This is a genomic window from Pseudomonas sp. St316 (assembly GCF_018325905.1).
Lineage (GTDB): Bacteria > Pseudomonadota > Gammaproteobacteria > Pseudomonadales > Pseudomonadaceae > Aquipseudomonas.
Genome location: NZ_AP021901.1, coordinates 189,099 through 202,813 on the forward strand (window position 1 = coordinate 189,099; position 13,715 = coordinate 202,813).

Here is a 13,715-nt window from a genome sequence, read left to right on the forward strand (position 1 = left end):
CTTTGGCATAGCTATCCAACCAGAGGGAAATGCCATGGGAATCATCGGAACCATTTTTATCGGCTTGATCGTTGGCCTGCTGGCACGCTTCCTGAAACCGGGCGATGACAGCATGGGCTGGATCATGACCATCCTGCTCGGTATCGGCGGTTCGTTGGCAGCCACCTACGGCGGCCAGGCCCTGGGCATCTACCAGGCCGGCCAAGGCGCAGGTTTCATTGGGGCCCTGGTGGGCGCGATCGTGTTGCTGGTGATCTACGGCCTGATCAAGAGAAACTGATCCAAATGCGACAAAGCCCCCTGCTCGCGGCGCGCGCGGGGGGCTAGAATGCCCGGCGTTTCACCACTCCTTTATTGCCGAGCCCCTTCATGCGCCGTCTAGTGTTGACCCTTCTATTGCTGGGCAGTGGCCTGGCCCACGCTGGCGAACTGCCGGAAACCGACTGGCTCGAACTGATGCCCAAGTCGGACCAGAAAGCCCTCGAGGCCATGCCCGAGATCGACCACGACTCCCCCGAAGCCAACGGCACCTTCACCGAAAAAGGTGGCTTGAAGCAAAGCAAAGGCTTGCCGGCGGTGATGTATTCGACCAAGACCGTGGCGGCGATGAACGACAAGCACATCCGCATCGGCGGTTATCCGGTGCCGCTGGAAAGCGACGCCAAGGGCCGCAGCACGCTGTTTTTCCTGGTGCCTTACCCTGGCGCCTGCATCCACGTCCCGCCACCGCCGCCTAATCAGTTGGTGCTGGTGCGCTATCCCAAGGGCCTGAAGCTGGACGACATCTATACACCGCTGTGGGTGACCGGCACGCTGAAGATCGAAAAGGTCGACAACGATCTGGCGAGTGCGGCGTATGCGCTGGAGGCGGAGAAGGTGAGGGTGGTGCAGGAGGCGGATTTGTAGGTCTGGTACGAGTCCACTGTGGGAGCGAGCCTGCTCGCGATAGCGGACCGACAGTCAATATTTGCATTGACTGATACACCGCTATCGCGAGCAGGCTCGCTCCCACATGGGGATTTTCAGTGTGTGTTAGAGCGGCTTGCTGCCGATGCTCACACCCAAGGTATGGCTGGCCTGCGGCAACAACGTCACCACATCGTCCATCACATTCGCCGTCTCGATGCACAGCATGTGCTGCCAGCCATCGTCGGCCATGTCGCTGAAGGCCTTGGCGCGTTCGGTCCAGGGGTTCCAGATCACCGCCGAGCGCGAACCGCTGCTGGTCAGCTCGATCCGGCGTGCCCACTGCGGGTCAATGATGCTCAACTTTGGCGGGGTATCGAGGTAGATGCGGTCGGTCTCGCCGCCGAAATGCAGGTTGCCGGCCTGGATGACGGTTTTCCAGTCGTCCAGGGTCTCGATGTAGCTCAAGCCATCGACCCCTTCAACCTGCACGTTGCGCACGTCGCTCACGGCAAAGTAGCTGTGCAGCGCCTGGCTGAGGCTGACGGTTTCGCTGCCACGGTTATGGCTGGTGAGACGGATGTGCAGTTGCTCGTCCATCACGATGGCCAGCGTCAGGTCGACTTGGTGAGGCCAGCCCGCAAGGCCATTCTCGGGGTAGGGCAGCACGAATTCCACCTTGAGGCTTTCGCCTTCGGCTTCGATGCCCTTCAACTCCCAATCCATCGCCCGCACCAGGCCGTGGGCGGTGGCCGGGTCGTTGCTTACGCGCATGGCCTGGACGCTGTCGGGGTTGCGCGTCAGGTTGCCGAACCACGGCCAGCACACCGGCACGCCCGCGCGAATGCTCTTGCCGGCCTTGAACGTGGCCTGGTCGTTTAGCCAGATCAGCGGCGGCTGACCGTCCACTTGATAACTGAGGATATGCGCGCCTTGTTGGGCCACCAGCAACTCGGCCTGACCGTGGCGGATGCGCCAGGCGTTCAGTTCATCCAGTTTGACGGCTTCGACGTTGGGCGTAGGCATGTTGCAAATCTCGCTCGGGAACAGGGACTGCAATGGACCGCAAAACGGCCGCCGTGTTTAACGGGCGCGCGGCGGAACCGAGCGGGTGCGACCGCTGCCGTCGATGGCGACGAAGACAAATACCGCCTCGGTCACCTTGCGCCATTCACTGGACAGCGGGTCGTCGCTCCAGACTTCGACCATCATCTGAATCGAACTGCGGCCGATTTCCAGCGCCTGGGTATAAAAGGAAAGCTGCGCCCCCACTGCTACCGGCACGAGGAACGCCATGCGATCGATCGCCACGGTGGCCACGCGTCCGCCCGCCACTTTACTGGCCATGGCAGTGCCAGCCAGGTCCATCTGGGACACCAGCCAGCCGCCGAAAATATCGCCGAAGCCGTTGGTCTCGCGAGGGAGCGCGGTGATTTGCAGGGCCAGGTCGCCTTGCGGGATTGGATCTTCTTGTTCGAGCTCTATCATGCCGGGGGGCCTCTGACCCGTAACGCTGTCTTGTACTTCAGGTGAATAGCCGTCTTTGTAAAAAACGATTCAGCCCGAACATGCTGCGTTCGTCACGTTTTTCGTAAAGGCGTGCCAAAGGGAAACTCTGCGAAACCGGCTGGTTCTGGTACTACGCCACCAACGACGTTTTCGCACAGCAACCCCTTACAGAGTACTGCAAGGTTGCGAGTATATCGGGCGATAGACGTCGAGACGACCACTCGGTTCTGATTTTGACTATCAAATGCACACCTCTATGTGCTTTTTCGAACAATTTGCTATCGTGCCGGACCTGCCCAGGCCCCCAACCCGTTGCCAGGGTTGCAGAACCGACTATAAGAGAAGCCCTTGCCATGACCACTGCGCCTTCGAGCACGGCGACGCCCGCACAACCTGCACGTCCATTGACCCGTAACGATTACAAGACCCTGTCGCTTTCTGCCTTGGGCGGTGCGCTGGAGTTCTACGATTTCATCATTTTCGTGTTCTTTGCCACCGTGGTCGGCAAATTGTTCTTCCCTGCCGAAATGCCCGAGTGGCTGCGCTTGATGCAGACGTTCGGCATTTTTGCCGCCGGTTACCTGGCCCGGCCGCTGGGCGGGATCGTCATGGCCCACTTCGGCGACCTGCTGGGGCGCAAGAAGATGTTCACCCTGAGCATTTTCATGATGGCGGTGCCGACCCTGATCATGGGCCTGCTGCCCACTTATGCACAGATCGGCATGTGGGCGCCCATCCTGCTGTTGCTGATGCGGGTGATCCAGGGCGCGGCCATCGGCGGGGAAGTGCCGGGCGCCTGGGTATTCGTTTCCGAACACGTTCCGGCGCGCCACATCGGCTATGCCTGCGGCACGTTGACCTGCGGCCTGACGGCGGGGATTTTGTTGGGTTCGCTGGTCGCCACGGCGATCAACAGCCTTTATACACCGGTGGAAGTGGCCGATTACGCCTGGCGGATCCCCTTCCTGCTGGGTGGCGTGTTCGGGCTGTTTTCGGTGTATCTGCGACGCTGGTTGCACGAAACCCCGGTGTTCGCCGAGCTGCAACTGCGCAAGGCCCTGGCCGAGGAAGTGCCGCTGCGGGCCGTGCTGCGTGATCATCGCGGTGCCATCGCCATTTCCATGCTGTTGACCTGGCTGCTGTCGGCCGGCGTCATTGTGGTCATCCTGATGACACCGACCGTGCTGCAGGCGGTGTACCACTTCAGTCCGACCACCGCGTTGCAGGCCAACAGCCTGGCGATCGTGTTCCTGAGTTTCGGTTGCATCGGTGCAGGTGTGCTGGCCGACCGTTTTGGTGCTGGCCGGGTGTTTGTCTTCGGTAGCGGTTTGCTGCTGATCACGTTCTGGACCTTCTACCACTGCCTGTTCGACCACCCCGAGTGGCTGTTCCCGCTCTATGCGTTGAGTGGCCTGCTGGTGGGTACCATCGGCGCGGTGCCTTATGTCATGGTCAATGCGTTTCCGGCCGTGGTGCGCTTCAGCGGCTTGTCGTTCTCCTACAACCTGGCTTATGCAATCTTCGGCGGGTTGACGCCGATGATCGTGACCCTTCTGTTGAAAGAGAGCTCGATGGGGCCGGCGTATTACGTGGCGGCCATCTGTGGGATCGGGGTTGTGGTGGGCGGTTATCTTTGGAAGAAGGGGCGCTAGGGTCGAATCTTTCACTGACCGCACTGGCCTCATCGCGAGCAAGCTCGCTCCCACAGGGGATTTGCGGTGAACGCAGAATCCATGTGGGAGCGAGCTTGCTCGCGATTGGGGCCACATGAATCATCTTGTAAAACTCGATGCTGGCCTTTCATCCAATTGTCATATTTCAGCCATAGAGTGTTCACACGGCTTACCGATACTTGGCCGACTTAACACACCCTATCTGCTAGGAGTAAGGCATGAAACTGAAGCGTTTGATGGCGGCAATGACTTTTGTCGCTGCTGGCGTTGCGACTGCCAACGCGGTTGCCGCTGTTGACCCTGCGATCCCGAGCTACACCAAGACCACTGGTGTGTCGGGCAACCTGTCCAGCGTCGGCTCCGATACCCTGGCGAACCTGATGACCTTGTGGGCCGAGAACTACAAGAAGGAATACCCGAACGTAAACATCCAGATTCAGGCCGCCGGTTCCTCCACCGCGCCGCCCGCACTCACCGAAGGCACCGCCAACCTGGGCCCGATGAGCCGCAAGATGAAGGACAACGAGCTGCAAGCCTTCGAACAGAAGTACGGCTACAAGCCCACCGCTATCCCGGTTGCCGTGGACGCCCTGGCGGTATTCGTACACAAGGACAACCCGATCCAGCACCTGACCATGGAACAGGTCGATGCGATCTTCTCGTCCACTCGCCTGTGCGGCGCTAAAGCCGACGTGAAAACCTGGGGCGACCTGGGCGTGACCGGTGACCTGGCCAACAAGCCGGTCCAGCTGTTCGGTCGTAACTCGGTATCCGGCACCTATGGCTACTTCAAGGAAGAAGCCCTGTGCAAAGGCGACTACAAGCCAAACGTCAACGAACAACCAGGCTCGGCTTCGGTCGTGCAGTCGATCAGCTCTTCGCTGAACGGCGTTGGTTACTCGGGCATCGGCTACAAGACCGCCAGCGTGAAGACCGTGGCCCTGGCCAAGAAAGGCAGCACTGAGTTCATCGAAGACACCGAAGAAAACGCCCTGAACGGCAAGTACCCGCTGTCGCGCTTCCTCTACGTTTACGTCAACAAAGCACCGAACAAGCCTCTGGCTCCGCTGGAAGCCGAGTTCGTGAAGCTGGTCCTGTCCAAGCAAGGCCAGGAAGTCGTAGTCAAGGACGGTTACATCCCGTTGCCAGCCAAAGTAGCCGCCAAGGCACTGGCTGACCTGGGTCTGTCGGAAGGCGGCAGCGTCGCCAAGCAGTAACGGTCCGGCCTAGCCTGGGCCCCCTGTGGGAGCGAGCTTGCTCGCGATAGCGATGAGTCAGTCGACGTTGATGTTGAATCTGACGACTCTTCGCGGGCTAACCCGCCCCCACAGCCCAATTTCCTGTCCGCTGCCGGTTTCCACGGGCGGCGGATTTGTTGCGTCACTGCATTGTCATCTTTCTGTCATACAGGATCGCTAGGGTGTGCGCATGAATGATCTGGCCAATTCCACAATGACTACGACTTCCCCTCCCAAGCGCATTGACTTCAATACGCCTGAGCTGCAACGCAAGCGCCGTATTCGCGCGCTCAAGGATCGCCTGACCCGCTGGTACGTGCTGGTCGGCGGCCTGGCTGTCCTCGCTGCCATTACGTTGATCTTCTTCTTCCTGGCCTACGTGGTTCTGCCCCTGTTCCAGGGCGCGGACCTGACCGCCAAGGACTCGATCACCCCGGCCTGGATGCAAGACGCCGGTAAGCCCTTGATGATCTCCATCGAAGAACAGAACCAAGTCGCCATGCGTGTTTCCGACAAGGGCCAGGCGCTGTTCTTCGACATCAACAGTGGCGCCGAACTGCGCCGTGTCGACTTGCCGATCCCGGCCGGGGCCAGCGTGACGTCCATTGGCAAAGACCAGCCCGGCAGCCCATTGGTGGCAATCGGTCTGTCCAACGGCCAAGCCCTGGTATTCCGTCACACCTATAAGGTCACCTACCCCGACGGCAAGAAAACCATCTCGCCTGCCGTCGAATACCCTTACGGCGAGACGCCGATCGCGTTGAACGAACAGGGCGCGGCCCTGGAACATGTCAGCCTCAACGCCACCGATTCGACTCTGCTGCTGGCCGGTTCCAGCGGTGCCCAGCTGCAAGTGCTGTCGCTCACCAGCGAAGAAAACATGATGACCGGTGAGGTCACCAGCGAGCAGACCCGCATCGACCTGCCGCAGATGACCGAGCCGGTGAAGAACATCTTTGTCGACCCGCGCCAGCAATGGCTGTATGTGGTCAACGGACGTGCCCAGGCCGACGTGTTCAGCCTGCGGGACAAGAGCCTCAACGGCCGCTACAAACTGCTTGAGAACGCCGACGCCCAAGTCACCGCCGCCACCCAGCTGGTGGGCGGGATCTCGTTGATCATCGGCGACTCCAAGGGTGGCCTGGCCCAGTGGTTCATGGCTCGCGATCCGGATGGCGAGTTGCGTTTCAAACAGATTCGTACTTTCCAGATGGGCACCACGCCGATTGTTGAAATCACCGCCGAAGAGCGTCGCAAGGGCTTCGTGGCCCTCGACGCGGCCGGCAAGCTTGGCGTATTCCACAGCACCGCCCACCGTACCCTGCTGGTGGACCAGGTGGTCGACGGCCAGGGCTTGTTCGGCATGTCGCCACGGGCCAACCGCCTGATCGTCGAGCAGGGCGGCAAACTGCAACCGCTGACGCTGGACAACCCGCACCCGGAAGTTTCGTGGAGCGCGTTGTGGAGCAAGGTCTGGTATGAAAACTACGACGAACCCAAGTACGTCTGGCAATCGACCGCCGCCAACACCGACTTCGAACCCAAGCTGAGCCTCTCGCCGCTGACCTTCGGCACCCTGAAAGCGGCGTTCTACGCGATGCTGCTCGCCGCGCCACTGGCGGTTGCCGCAGCGATCTACACCGCCTATTTCATGGCCCCGGGCATGCGCCGCAAGGTCAAGCCGGTGATCGAACTGATGGAAGCCATGCCGACGGTGATCCTCGGCTTCTTCGCCGGCCTGTTCCTGGCGCCGTACGTCGAAGGGCATCTGCCGGGTATTTTCAGCCTGCTGATGTTGCTGCCGATTGGCATCCTGGTGGCCGGTTTCGTCTTCAGCCGCTTGCCGGAGTCCATTCGCCTGAGAGTGCCGGACGGTTGGGAAAGCGCCCTGCTGATCCCGGTGATCCTGTTCGTGGGCTGGCTCTCGCTGTACATGAGCCCGTACATGGAGGCCTGGTTCTTCGGCGGTGACATGCGCATGTGGATCTCCCATGACCTGGGCATCACTTACGACCAGCGTAACGCCCTGGTGGTCGGCCTGGCGATGGGCTTCGCGGTGATCCCGAACATCTACTCCATCGCCGAAGACGCCGTGTTCAGCGTGCCCCGTGGCCTGACCCTGGGCTCCCTGGCCCTCGGTGCCACGCCGTGGCAGACCATGACCCGCGTGGTCATCCTCACCGCCAGCCCGGGCATCTTCTCGGCCTTGATGATCGGCATGGGCCGCGCGGTGGGCGAGACCATGATCGTGCTGATGGCCACCGGTAACACCCCGGTCATGGAAATGAACCTGTTCGAAGGCTTGCGCACCCTGGCGGCCAACGTGGCGGTGGAGATGCCCGAGTCGGAAGTTGGCGGCAGCCATTACCGCGTGCTGTTCCTGTCGGCCTTGGTGCTGCTGTTGTTCACCTTCGTCATGAACACCCTCGCCGAGCTGATCCGTCAGCGTCTGCGCAAGAAATATTCGTCGCTTTAAGAAAGGTAGAAGTCTGTGAAACAGAACTCCCTGAAAGGATGGTTCAAGAGCGGCGCCCCCGGCGTCTGGATCAGCGGTGGCGCGGTGTCCATCGCGGTCATCATGACCATTGGCCTGCTGGCGGTGATCGCCGTGCGCGGCCTGGGCCACTTCTGGCCGGCGGACCTGGTCCATGCCAACTACAACGTGCCAGGCATGCCTGCGCACCTGGTGGTCGGCGAAGTCGTGCAGAAAGAAGAAGTGCCCCGCGAGCGCCTGAAAAGCGCTGGCCTGCCGGTGCCCGACGAAGGCCCGGAGTTCATGACCCGCGAACTGATCAAGGTCGGCAACCGGGACCTGAACGGCACCGACTTCACCTGGATCGTCGGCGATTGGCTGAGCAACCAGACCACGCCGCCGGAACTGATGGCCATCGAGCGTCGTGAGTGGGGCAACTTCTACGGCTACCTGGTCAACGTCAAGGAAGACGGCAAGGTCATCGCCGAGGGCGAGGCCGCCTGGCCGCAACTGCAAGCTCGCGTAAAGCGAGTCAACCAGTTGGCCGCCGAGCTCAAGACCCTGGAAAAAACCGATATCGGCGCGATCAACGCCGGCCTGGAACGTATCCGCCTGCACGGTCGCAAACTGGAGCTGGACGGCAAGCTCGATGCGGCTGCACAAGCTGACCTGGAAAGCGAACGCGCCGAACTCAATGCCCGTTACAAGGACATCGAAGTCCGTCTGTCTGACCTGCATGCACAGTTCAACCGAGACAGCCTGACCGCCCGCGATGCCAACGGCAAGGAAGTGGAAATCGGCATCGGCAAAGTGGTGCACGCCTACCAGCCGAACGGCATGGGTACGTTCACCAAGCTCGGTTTCTATTTCAGCAAGGTCTGGGAATTCCTCAGCGACGATCCTCGTGAAGCCAACACCGAAGGCGGGATCTTCCCGGCGATTTTCGGCACCGTGATGATGACCCTGATCATGGCGATGATCGTGACGCCGTTCGGTGTGCTGGCGGCGGTCTACCTGCGTGAGTATGCCCGCCAAGGCCCGATGACCCGCCTGATCCGTATCGCGGTGAACAACCTGGCCGGCGTTCCAGCCATCGTCTACGGTGTGTTTGGCCTGGGCTTCTTTGTCTACGTGCTGGGTGGTTCGGTCGACCGCTTGTTCTTCCCCGAGGCCTTGCCGGCGCCGACCTTCGGAACCCCGGGCCTGCTCTGGGCATCCCTGACCCTGGCACTGCTGGCGGTGCCGGTGGTGATCGTGGCCACCGAAGAAGGCCTGGCGCGGATCCCGCGTACCGTGCGCGAAGGCTCCCTGGCCCTCGGCGCGACCAAGGCCGAGACCCTGTGGAAAATCGTCCTGCCCATGGCCAGCCCCGCGATGATGACCGGGATGATCCTCGCCGTGGCCCGTGCCGCCGGTGAAGTGGCGCCGTTGATGCTGGTAGGCGTGGTGAAACTGGCCCCGTCGCTGCCGCTGGACGGCAACTACCCGTACCTGCACCTGGACCAGAAGATCATGCACCTGGGCTTCCATATCTATGACGTGGGCTTCCAGAGCCCGAACGTCGAAGCGGCGCGACCGCTGGTGTACGCCACGGCGCTGCTGCTGGTGCTGGTGATCGCCACGCTCAACCTGTCGGCGGTGTGGATCCGTAACCACCTGCGCGAGAAGTACAAAGCACTGGATAGCTGATTACACATTGATTTCCTGTGGGAGCGAGCCTGCTCGCGATGGCATCACCTCGGTTCAAAGCCAACCGAGTCGCCTGAATCGCGAGCAGGCTCGCTCCCACAAGTACACCGAATGGCATTGCCGCTCAGCGGCCAACGAACCGAATTTGTTAGCACAGGGAGCCTCCCATGCAACACGAAGCACATACACACGGCATCAACATGTCGGCCCTGGGCCGCGACAAGCAGAGCCTGGACCTGGCCCAGGAAACCGTCGCCATCGAAGTGCCCGGCCTGAGTCTGTTCTACGGCGAGAAGCAGGCGCTGTATGACGTCAGCCTGAATATCCCGAAACAGCGCGTCACCGCGTTCATCGGCCCGTCGGGCTGCGGCAAGTCAACCTTGCTGCGTACCTTCAACCGCATGAACGACCTGGTGGACGGCTGCCGCGTCGAAGGGGAAATCAACCTCTACGGCAACAACATCTACCGCAAGGGCGAGGACGTGGCCGAGCTGCGTCGTCGCGTGGGCATGGTGTTCCAGAAGCCCAACCCGTTCCCGAAAACCATCTACGAGAACGTGGTCTACGGCTTGCGCATCCAGGGCATCAACAAGAAGCGCATTCTTGACGAAGCCGTGGAATGGGCGCTCAAGGGCGCCGCATTGTGGGATGAGGTCAAGGACCGCCTGCATGAGTCGGCCCTGGGTCTGTCCGGTGGTCAACAGCAGCGTCTGGTGATCGCCCGCACCATCGCCGTGGAGCCGGAAGTGCTGCTGCTCGACGAACCCTGCTCGGCCCTGGACCCGATCTCGACGCTGAAAGTCGAAGAACTGATCTACGAGCTCAAGTCCAAGTTCACCATCGTCATCGTGACCCACAACATGCAACAGGCGGCGCGGGTTTCCGACTACACGGCGTTCATGTACATGGGCAAACTGGTGGAGTTCGGCGACACCGACACCCTGTTCACCAATCCGGCCAAGAAGCAGACCGAAGACTACATCACCGGTCGCTACGGCTAGCCGTAGAGCCGCGAGCGTCAAGCTGCACGCGGCAAGTAAAAGCGATCCGAGTAACGACACACATCAGCTTGCAGCTTGTAGCTTGCAGCTCACAGCTTTTGCGGAGCAAAACCATGATTTCGAAGGAAGGCCTCACCCATCACATTTCCGCACAGTTCAACGCTGAGCTTGAGGAAGTGCGCAGTCACTTGCTGGCCATGGGCGGGCTGGTGGAAAAGCAGGTCAACGATGCGGTGACCGCGCTGATCGAGGCCGACTCCGGCCTGGCCCAGCAGGTACGCGAAATCGATGACCAGATCAACCAGATGGAGCGCAACATTGACGAGGAGTGCCTGCGTATCCTGGCCCGTCGTCAGCCGGCAGCTTCCGACCTGCGCCTGATCATCAGCATCTCCAAGTCGGTGATCGATCTTGAGCGAATCGGCGACGAAGCCACCAAGATCGCCCGTCGTGCCATTCAGTTGTGCGAAGAAGGCGAAGCGCCGCGCGGTTACGTCGAGGTTCGCCACATTGGCGACCAGGTGCGCAACATGGTTCGCGATGCACTGGACGCCTTTGCCCGCTTCGACGCCGACCTGGCGTTGTCGGTGGCCCAGTACGACAAGATCATCGACCGCGAATACAAGACCGCCCTGCGCGAGCTGGCGACCTACATGATGGAAGACCCGCGCTCCATCTCGCGGGTATTGAGCATCATCTGGGTGCTGCGTTCTTTGGAGCGTATCGGCGATCATGCGCGCAACATCTCGGAACTTGTCATCTACTTGGTGCGCGGCACCGACGTCCGGCATCTGGGGCTCAAGCGCATGAAGGAAGAAGTTGAGGGCACCCCGTCCGAAACCGCTAATGTTCCGGGCGAAACTGACGATAAGTAAGATTGCCAAGAAAAGCGCCCGGCCTTCTGGTCGGGCTTTTTTTTTGGGTTTTTTTTAATCGAAAGCAGCACCCCGCGAACGAAAAGTCCCGGCGTGACTGAAGGTTTTTGGCAATATGCCATCAGTAAAAGCGGTATGCTTGCCGGGATTTTTTAGAGGTGTATCTGGATGAGTAAGGTCAGTGTGTTGGTCGTGGACGATGCTTCGTTCATTCGTGACCTGGTGAAGAAGTGCCTGCGCAACTACTTCCCGGGCGTGCGCATCGAAGACGCGGTGAACGGCAAGAAAGCCCAAGCCCTGCTGGCTCGTGAAGCGTTCGACCTGGTGTTGTGCGATTGGGAAATGCCGGAAATGTCCGGCCTGGAACTGCTGACCTGGTGTCGCCAGCAGGACAACCTCAAGGGCATGCCGTTCGTAATGGTCACCAGCCGCGGCGACAAGGAAAACGTGGTCCAGGCGATCCAGGCCGGCGTTTCCGGCTACGTCAGCAAGCCGTTCACCAACGAACAGTTGCTGACCAAGGTCAAGCAGGCCCTGCATAAGGTTGGCAAGCTCGACACGCTGATGAACAGTGCGCCGACCAAGATGAACTCGGCGTTCGGCAATGATTCCTTGAGCGCACTGACGGGCGGTAAGGCTCCGATTGCGGCTGTTGCTTCGGCACCTGTGGCGAACCCTTTTGCCAAACCCGCCGTCGCTGCCGCCGCGGCCCCGGCTGCCGCCCCGGCCCGTGGCCTGCTCAACAGCCCACCCGTCAAGGCCCCGGCGGCCTCCGCTCCGACCGCCAACCGTGGCCAAGGCCAGTTGCGCCTGTCCAGTGGCACCCAGCAATGCGTGATCAAGGCCCTGAGCCTCAAGGAAGCGCTGTTGCTGGTCAAACGCACAGACACCCTGCCACAAGTGCTCGAAAGCGCGGTGTTGGACATGGAACAGGGCGATAACGCCGAAACCGCTCGCCTCAATGGTTACCTGCACGCCATCGTCGCCCATGAGCAGACCCCCGACAGCGAATGGCTGCAACTGACCTTCCGCTTCGTCGACAAAGACCCGCAGAAACTCGACTACATCTCCCGCCTGATCGCCCGCGGCACCGCGCAGAAGCACTTCGTCCCGGGCGCCTGATACGGCGGCGCCGTTCAGTCAGCCATCGCGAGCAGGCTCGCTCCCACACTCGATCCAGTGAACACTGAAGATCCTATGTGGGAGCGAGCCTGCTCGCGATAGGGTCATGAGATCCAACCCCCATCGCTGATCCAATTTTGAAACATCCGTCGACTACGCTGGTCCATCCCAGCTGCTAGGCTGCTGTGCAGGCCTTCATTTTTCGACAGAACCCTTACCCATGCTCGCACCCTTGCTGTTTGCCTGCGGTCTTGTCCTGGCCTCCACCTCGGCCATGGCCATGACCATCTACAAGTCCACCGATGCCAATGGCGTGGTGTCCTACAGCGACCGCCCAAGCCGAGGCGCCCAGGTGTTCGTGTTCCGCGACCGCATGGTCGAGCGCCTGGAGCGACAGGTGTTTCTCGATATCAAGAAGCAGAATGGCGCGGACGCGGTGTTCGTGCGCAACGACCTGTACGCGCCGGTGGAGATCGAGTTGAGTTTCGCCGGGCTGCGCAACGTCAGCGGGGCGCCGAGCCGACCGATTCGTCGAGTGCTGCCAGCGCGCAGCAATCTGCGCCTGGCGCTGCTCACGGCCACTCGGCCGGGCAGGCCGCTGGCCTACACCCCAAGGTTCGAATACTCCCTGGGCGACCCTGCAGGCGCGGCACAGGCCTATCAGTACCCGTTGCCGTGGCGTGGCGGGCCGTTCCGGCTGAGCCAGGGTGCCAACGGCCAGTACAGTCATTATGGCCCGAAGAACCGCTACGCCATGGACGTTGCCATGCCCGTGGGCACGCCGATCATCGCCGCGCGGGGCGGCGTGGTCATCAAGACCGAAAACGAGCAGACCGGCCGTGGGGATGACCCTTCAGGCAACTTCGTGCGGGTGCTGCATGATGACGGGACCATGGGCGTCTACCTGCACTTGCAGAAAGGTTCGGTGAGCGTACGGGAAGGGCAGCGGGTCGGGGTGGGCACGCCGTTGGCGTTGTCCGGCAATACCGGCAACAGCTCAGGCCCGCACCTGCATTTCGTGGTGCAGCGCAATACCGGGTTGGGGCTGGTGTCGATTCCCTACCAGTTCAATCAGCCGGTGGGCGACCTGCCCAACTTTGCGTTGGGCAAGCAGTAGCGCCGAGGCGTGATGAAGATTCTTTTGTGGTGGAGGGATTTATCTGTGGGAGCAAGGCTTGCCCGCGATGAAGGCGACGCGGTCTTTCAGCTCTTTAGGCGCTGGCGAAGGC

General features: G+C 61.1%; 12 protein-coding genes. 10 read left to right on the forward strand and 2 right to left on the reverse strand.

Annotation, left to right across the window (positions count from 1 at the left end):
- Nucleotides 1-34: 34 nt before the first annotated feature.
- Together KI237_RS00850 and KI237_RS00855 are read left to right on the forward strand one after the other, a co-directional pair.
- A complete protein-coding gene (locus KI237_RS00850; RefSeq protein WP_003187057.1) occupies nt 35-280 on the forward strand; it encodes a GlsB/YeaQ/YmgE family stress response membrane protein in 246 nt (81 codons plus the stop codon).
- An 89-nt stretch (nt 281-369) separates the two neighbouring features.
- The gene (locus tag KI237_RS00855) at nt 370-906 is read left to right on the forward strand and encodes a DUF3299 domain-containing protein (RefSeq protein ID WP_212798408.1); all 537 of its coding nucleotides are present in this window, start codon (nt 370-372) and stop codon (nt 904-906) included.
- A gap of 126 nt (nt 907-1,032) precedes the next feature.
- On the opposite strand, the gene KI237_RS00860 is transcribed toward KI237_RS00855, so the two are convergent.
- Both KI237_RS00860 and KI237_RS00865 read right to left on the reverse strand, forming a co-directional pair.
- Complete coding sequence (locus KI237_RS00860; protein ID WP_212798409.1) at nt 1,033-1,932, reverse strand: D-hexose-6-phosphate mutarotase; 900 nt, start codon at nt 1,930-1,932, stop codon at nt 1,033-1,035.
- 57 nt (nt 1,933-1,989) lie between these two features.
- Nucleotides 1,990-2,394: an acyl-CoA thioesterase gene (locus tag KI237_RS00865; protein WP_003177184.1), complete on the reverse strand. Its 405-nt coding sequence runs from the start codon at nt 2,392-2,394 to the stop codon at nt 1,990-1,992.
- 374 nt (nt 2,395-2,768) lie between these two features.
- On the opposite strand from KI237_RS00865, the gene KI237_RS00870 reads away from it, so the two are divergent.
- From KI237_RS00870 to KI237_RS00905, 8 genes are all read left to right on the forward strand, one after another.
- Complete coding sequence (locus KI237_RS00870; protein ID WP_212798410.1) at nt 2,769-4,067, forward strand: MFS transporter; 1,299 nt, start codon at nt 2,769-2,771, stop codon at nt 4,065-4,067.
- A gap of 239 nt (nt 4,068-4,306) precedes the next feature.
- Entirely contained in the window at nt 4,307-5,305 is a 999-nt protein-coding gene (locus tag KI237_RS00875) for a phosphate ABC transporter substrate-binding protein PstS (protein ID WP_212798411.1), read from the forward strand.
- A 463-nt stretch (nt 5,306-5,768) separates the two neighbouring features.
- Nucleotides 5,769-7,802 (forward strand): ABC transporter permease subunit, encoded by a 2,034-nt coding sequence (locus KI237_RS00880; protein ID WP_212800530.1) that lies wholly within the window; start codon nt 5,769-5,771, stop codon nt 7,800-7,802.
- A 15-nt stretch (nt 7,803-7,817) separates the two neighbouring features.
- The gene (gene pstA, locus KI237_RS00885) at nt 7,818-9,488 is read left to right on the forward strand and encodes a phosphate ABC transporter permease PstA (RefSeq protein WP_212798412.1); all 1,671 of its coding nucleotides are present in this window, start codon (nt 7,818-7,820) and stop codon (nt 9,486-9,488) included.
- A gap of 167 nt (nt 9,489-9,655) precedes the next feature.
- The gene (gene pstB, locus KI237_RS00890) at nt 9,656-10,489 is read left to right on the forward strand and encodes a phosphate ABC transporter ATP-binding protein PstB (RefSeq protein ID WP_058544183.1); all 834 of its coding nucleotides are present in this window, start codon (nt 9,656-9,658) and stop codon (nt 10,487-10,489) included.
- 113 nt (nt 10,490-10,602) lie between these two features.
- Nucleotides 10,603-11,364, forward strand: a complete 762-nt coding sequence (gene phoU, locus KI237_RS00895; protein ID WP_018609970.1) for a phosphate signaling complex protein PhoU — start codon at nt 10,603-10,605, stop codon at nt 11,362-11,364.
- Nucleotides 11,365-11,532: 168 nt separating this feature from the next.
- The gene (locus KI237_RS00900; RefSeq protein ID WP_212798413.1) at nt 11,533-12,486 is read left to right on the forward strand and encodes a response regulator; all 954 of its coding nucleotides are present in this window, start codon (nt 11,533-11,535) and stop codon (nt 12,484-12,486) included.
- Between the two features lie 220 nt (nt 12,487-12,706).
- Complete coding sequence (locus KI237_RS00905; protein ID WP_212798414.1) at nt 12,707-13,603, forward strand: peptidoglycan DD-metalloendopeptidase family protein; 897 nt, start codon at nt 12,707-12,709, stop codon at nt 13,601-13,603.
- Nucleotides 13,604-13,715: the final 112 nt, after the last annotated feature.

Coding starts and splice junctions, on each gene's coding strand:
- KI237_RS00850 (WP_003187057.1), top strand. CDS start 35: ATGGGAATCATCGGAACCATTTTTATCGGCTTGATCGTTGGCCTGCTG.
- KI237_RS00855 (WP_212798408.1), top strand. CDS start 370: ATGCGCCGTCTAGTGTTGACCCTTCTATTGCTGGGCAGTGGCCTGGCC.
- KI237_RS00860 (WP_212798409.1), bottom strand. CDS start 1,932: ATGCCTACGCCCAACGTCGAAGCCGTCAAACTGGATGAACTGAACGCC.
- KI237_RS00865 (WP_003177184.1), bottom strand. CDS start 2,394: ATGATAGAGCTCGAACAAGAAGATCCAATCCCGCAAGGCGACCTGGCC.
- KI237_RS00870 (WP_212798410.1), top strand. CDS start 2,769: ATGACCACTGCGCCTTCGAGCACGGCGACGCCCGCACAACCTGCACGT.
- KI237_RS00875 (WP_212798411.1), top strand. CDS start 4,307: ATGAAACTGAAGCGTTTGATGGCGGCAATGACTTTTGTCGCTGCTGGC.
- KI237_RS00880 (WP_212800530.1), top strand. CDS start 5,769: ATGCAAGACGCCGGTAAGCCCTTGATGATCTCCATCGAAGAACAGAAC.
- pstB (WP_058544183.1), top strand. CDS start 9,656: ATGCAACACGAAGCACATACACACGGCATCAACATGTCGGCCCTGGGC.
- phoU (WP_018609970.1), top strand. CDS start 10,603: ATGATTTCGAAGGAAGGCCTCACCCATCACATTTCCGCACAGTTCAAC.
- KI237_RS00900 (WP_212798413.1), top strand. CDS start 11,533: ATGAGTAAGGTCAGTGTGTTGGTCGTGGACGATGCTTCGTTCATTCGT.
- KI237_RS00905 (WP_212798414.1), top strand. CDS start 12,707: ATGCTCGCACCCTTGCTGTTTGCCTGCGGTCTTGTCCTGGCCTCCACC.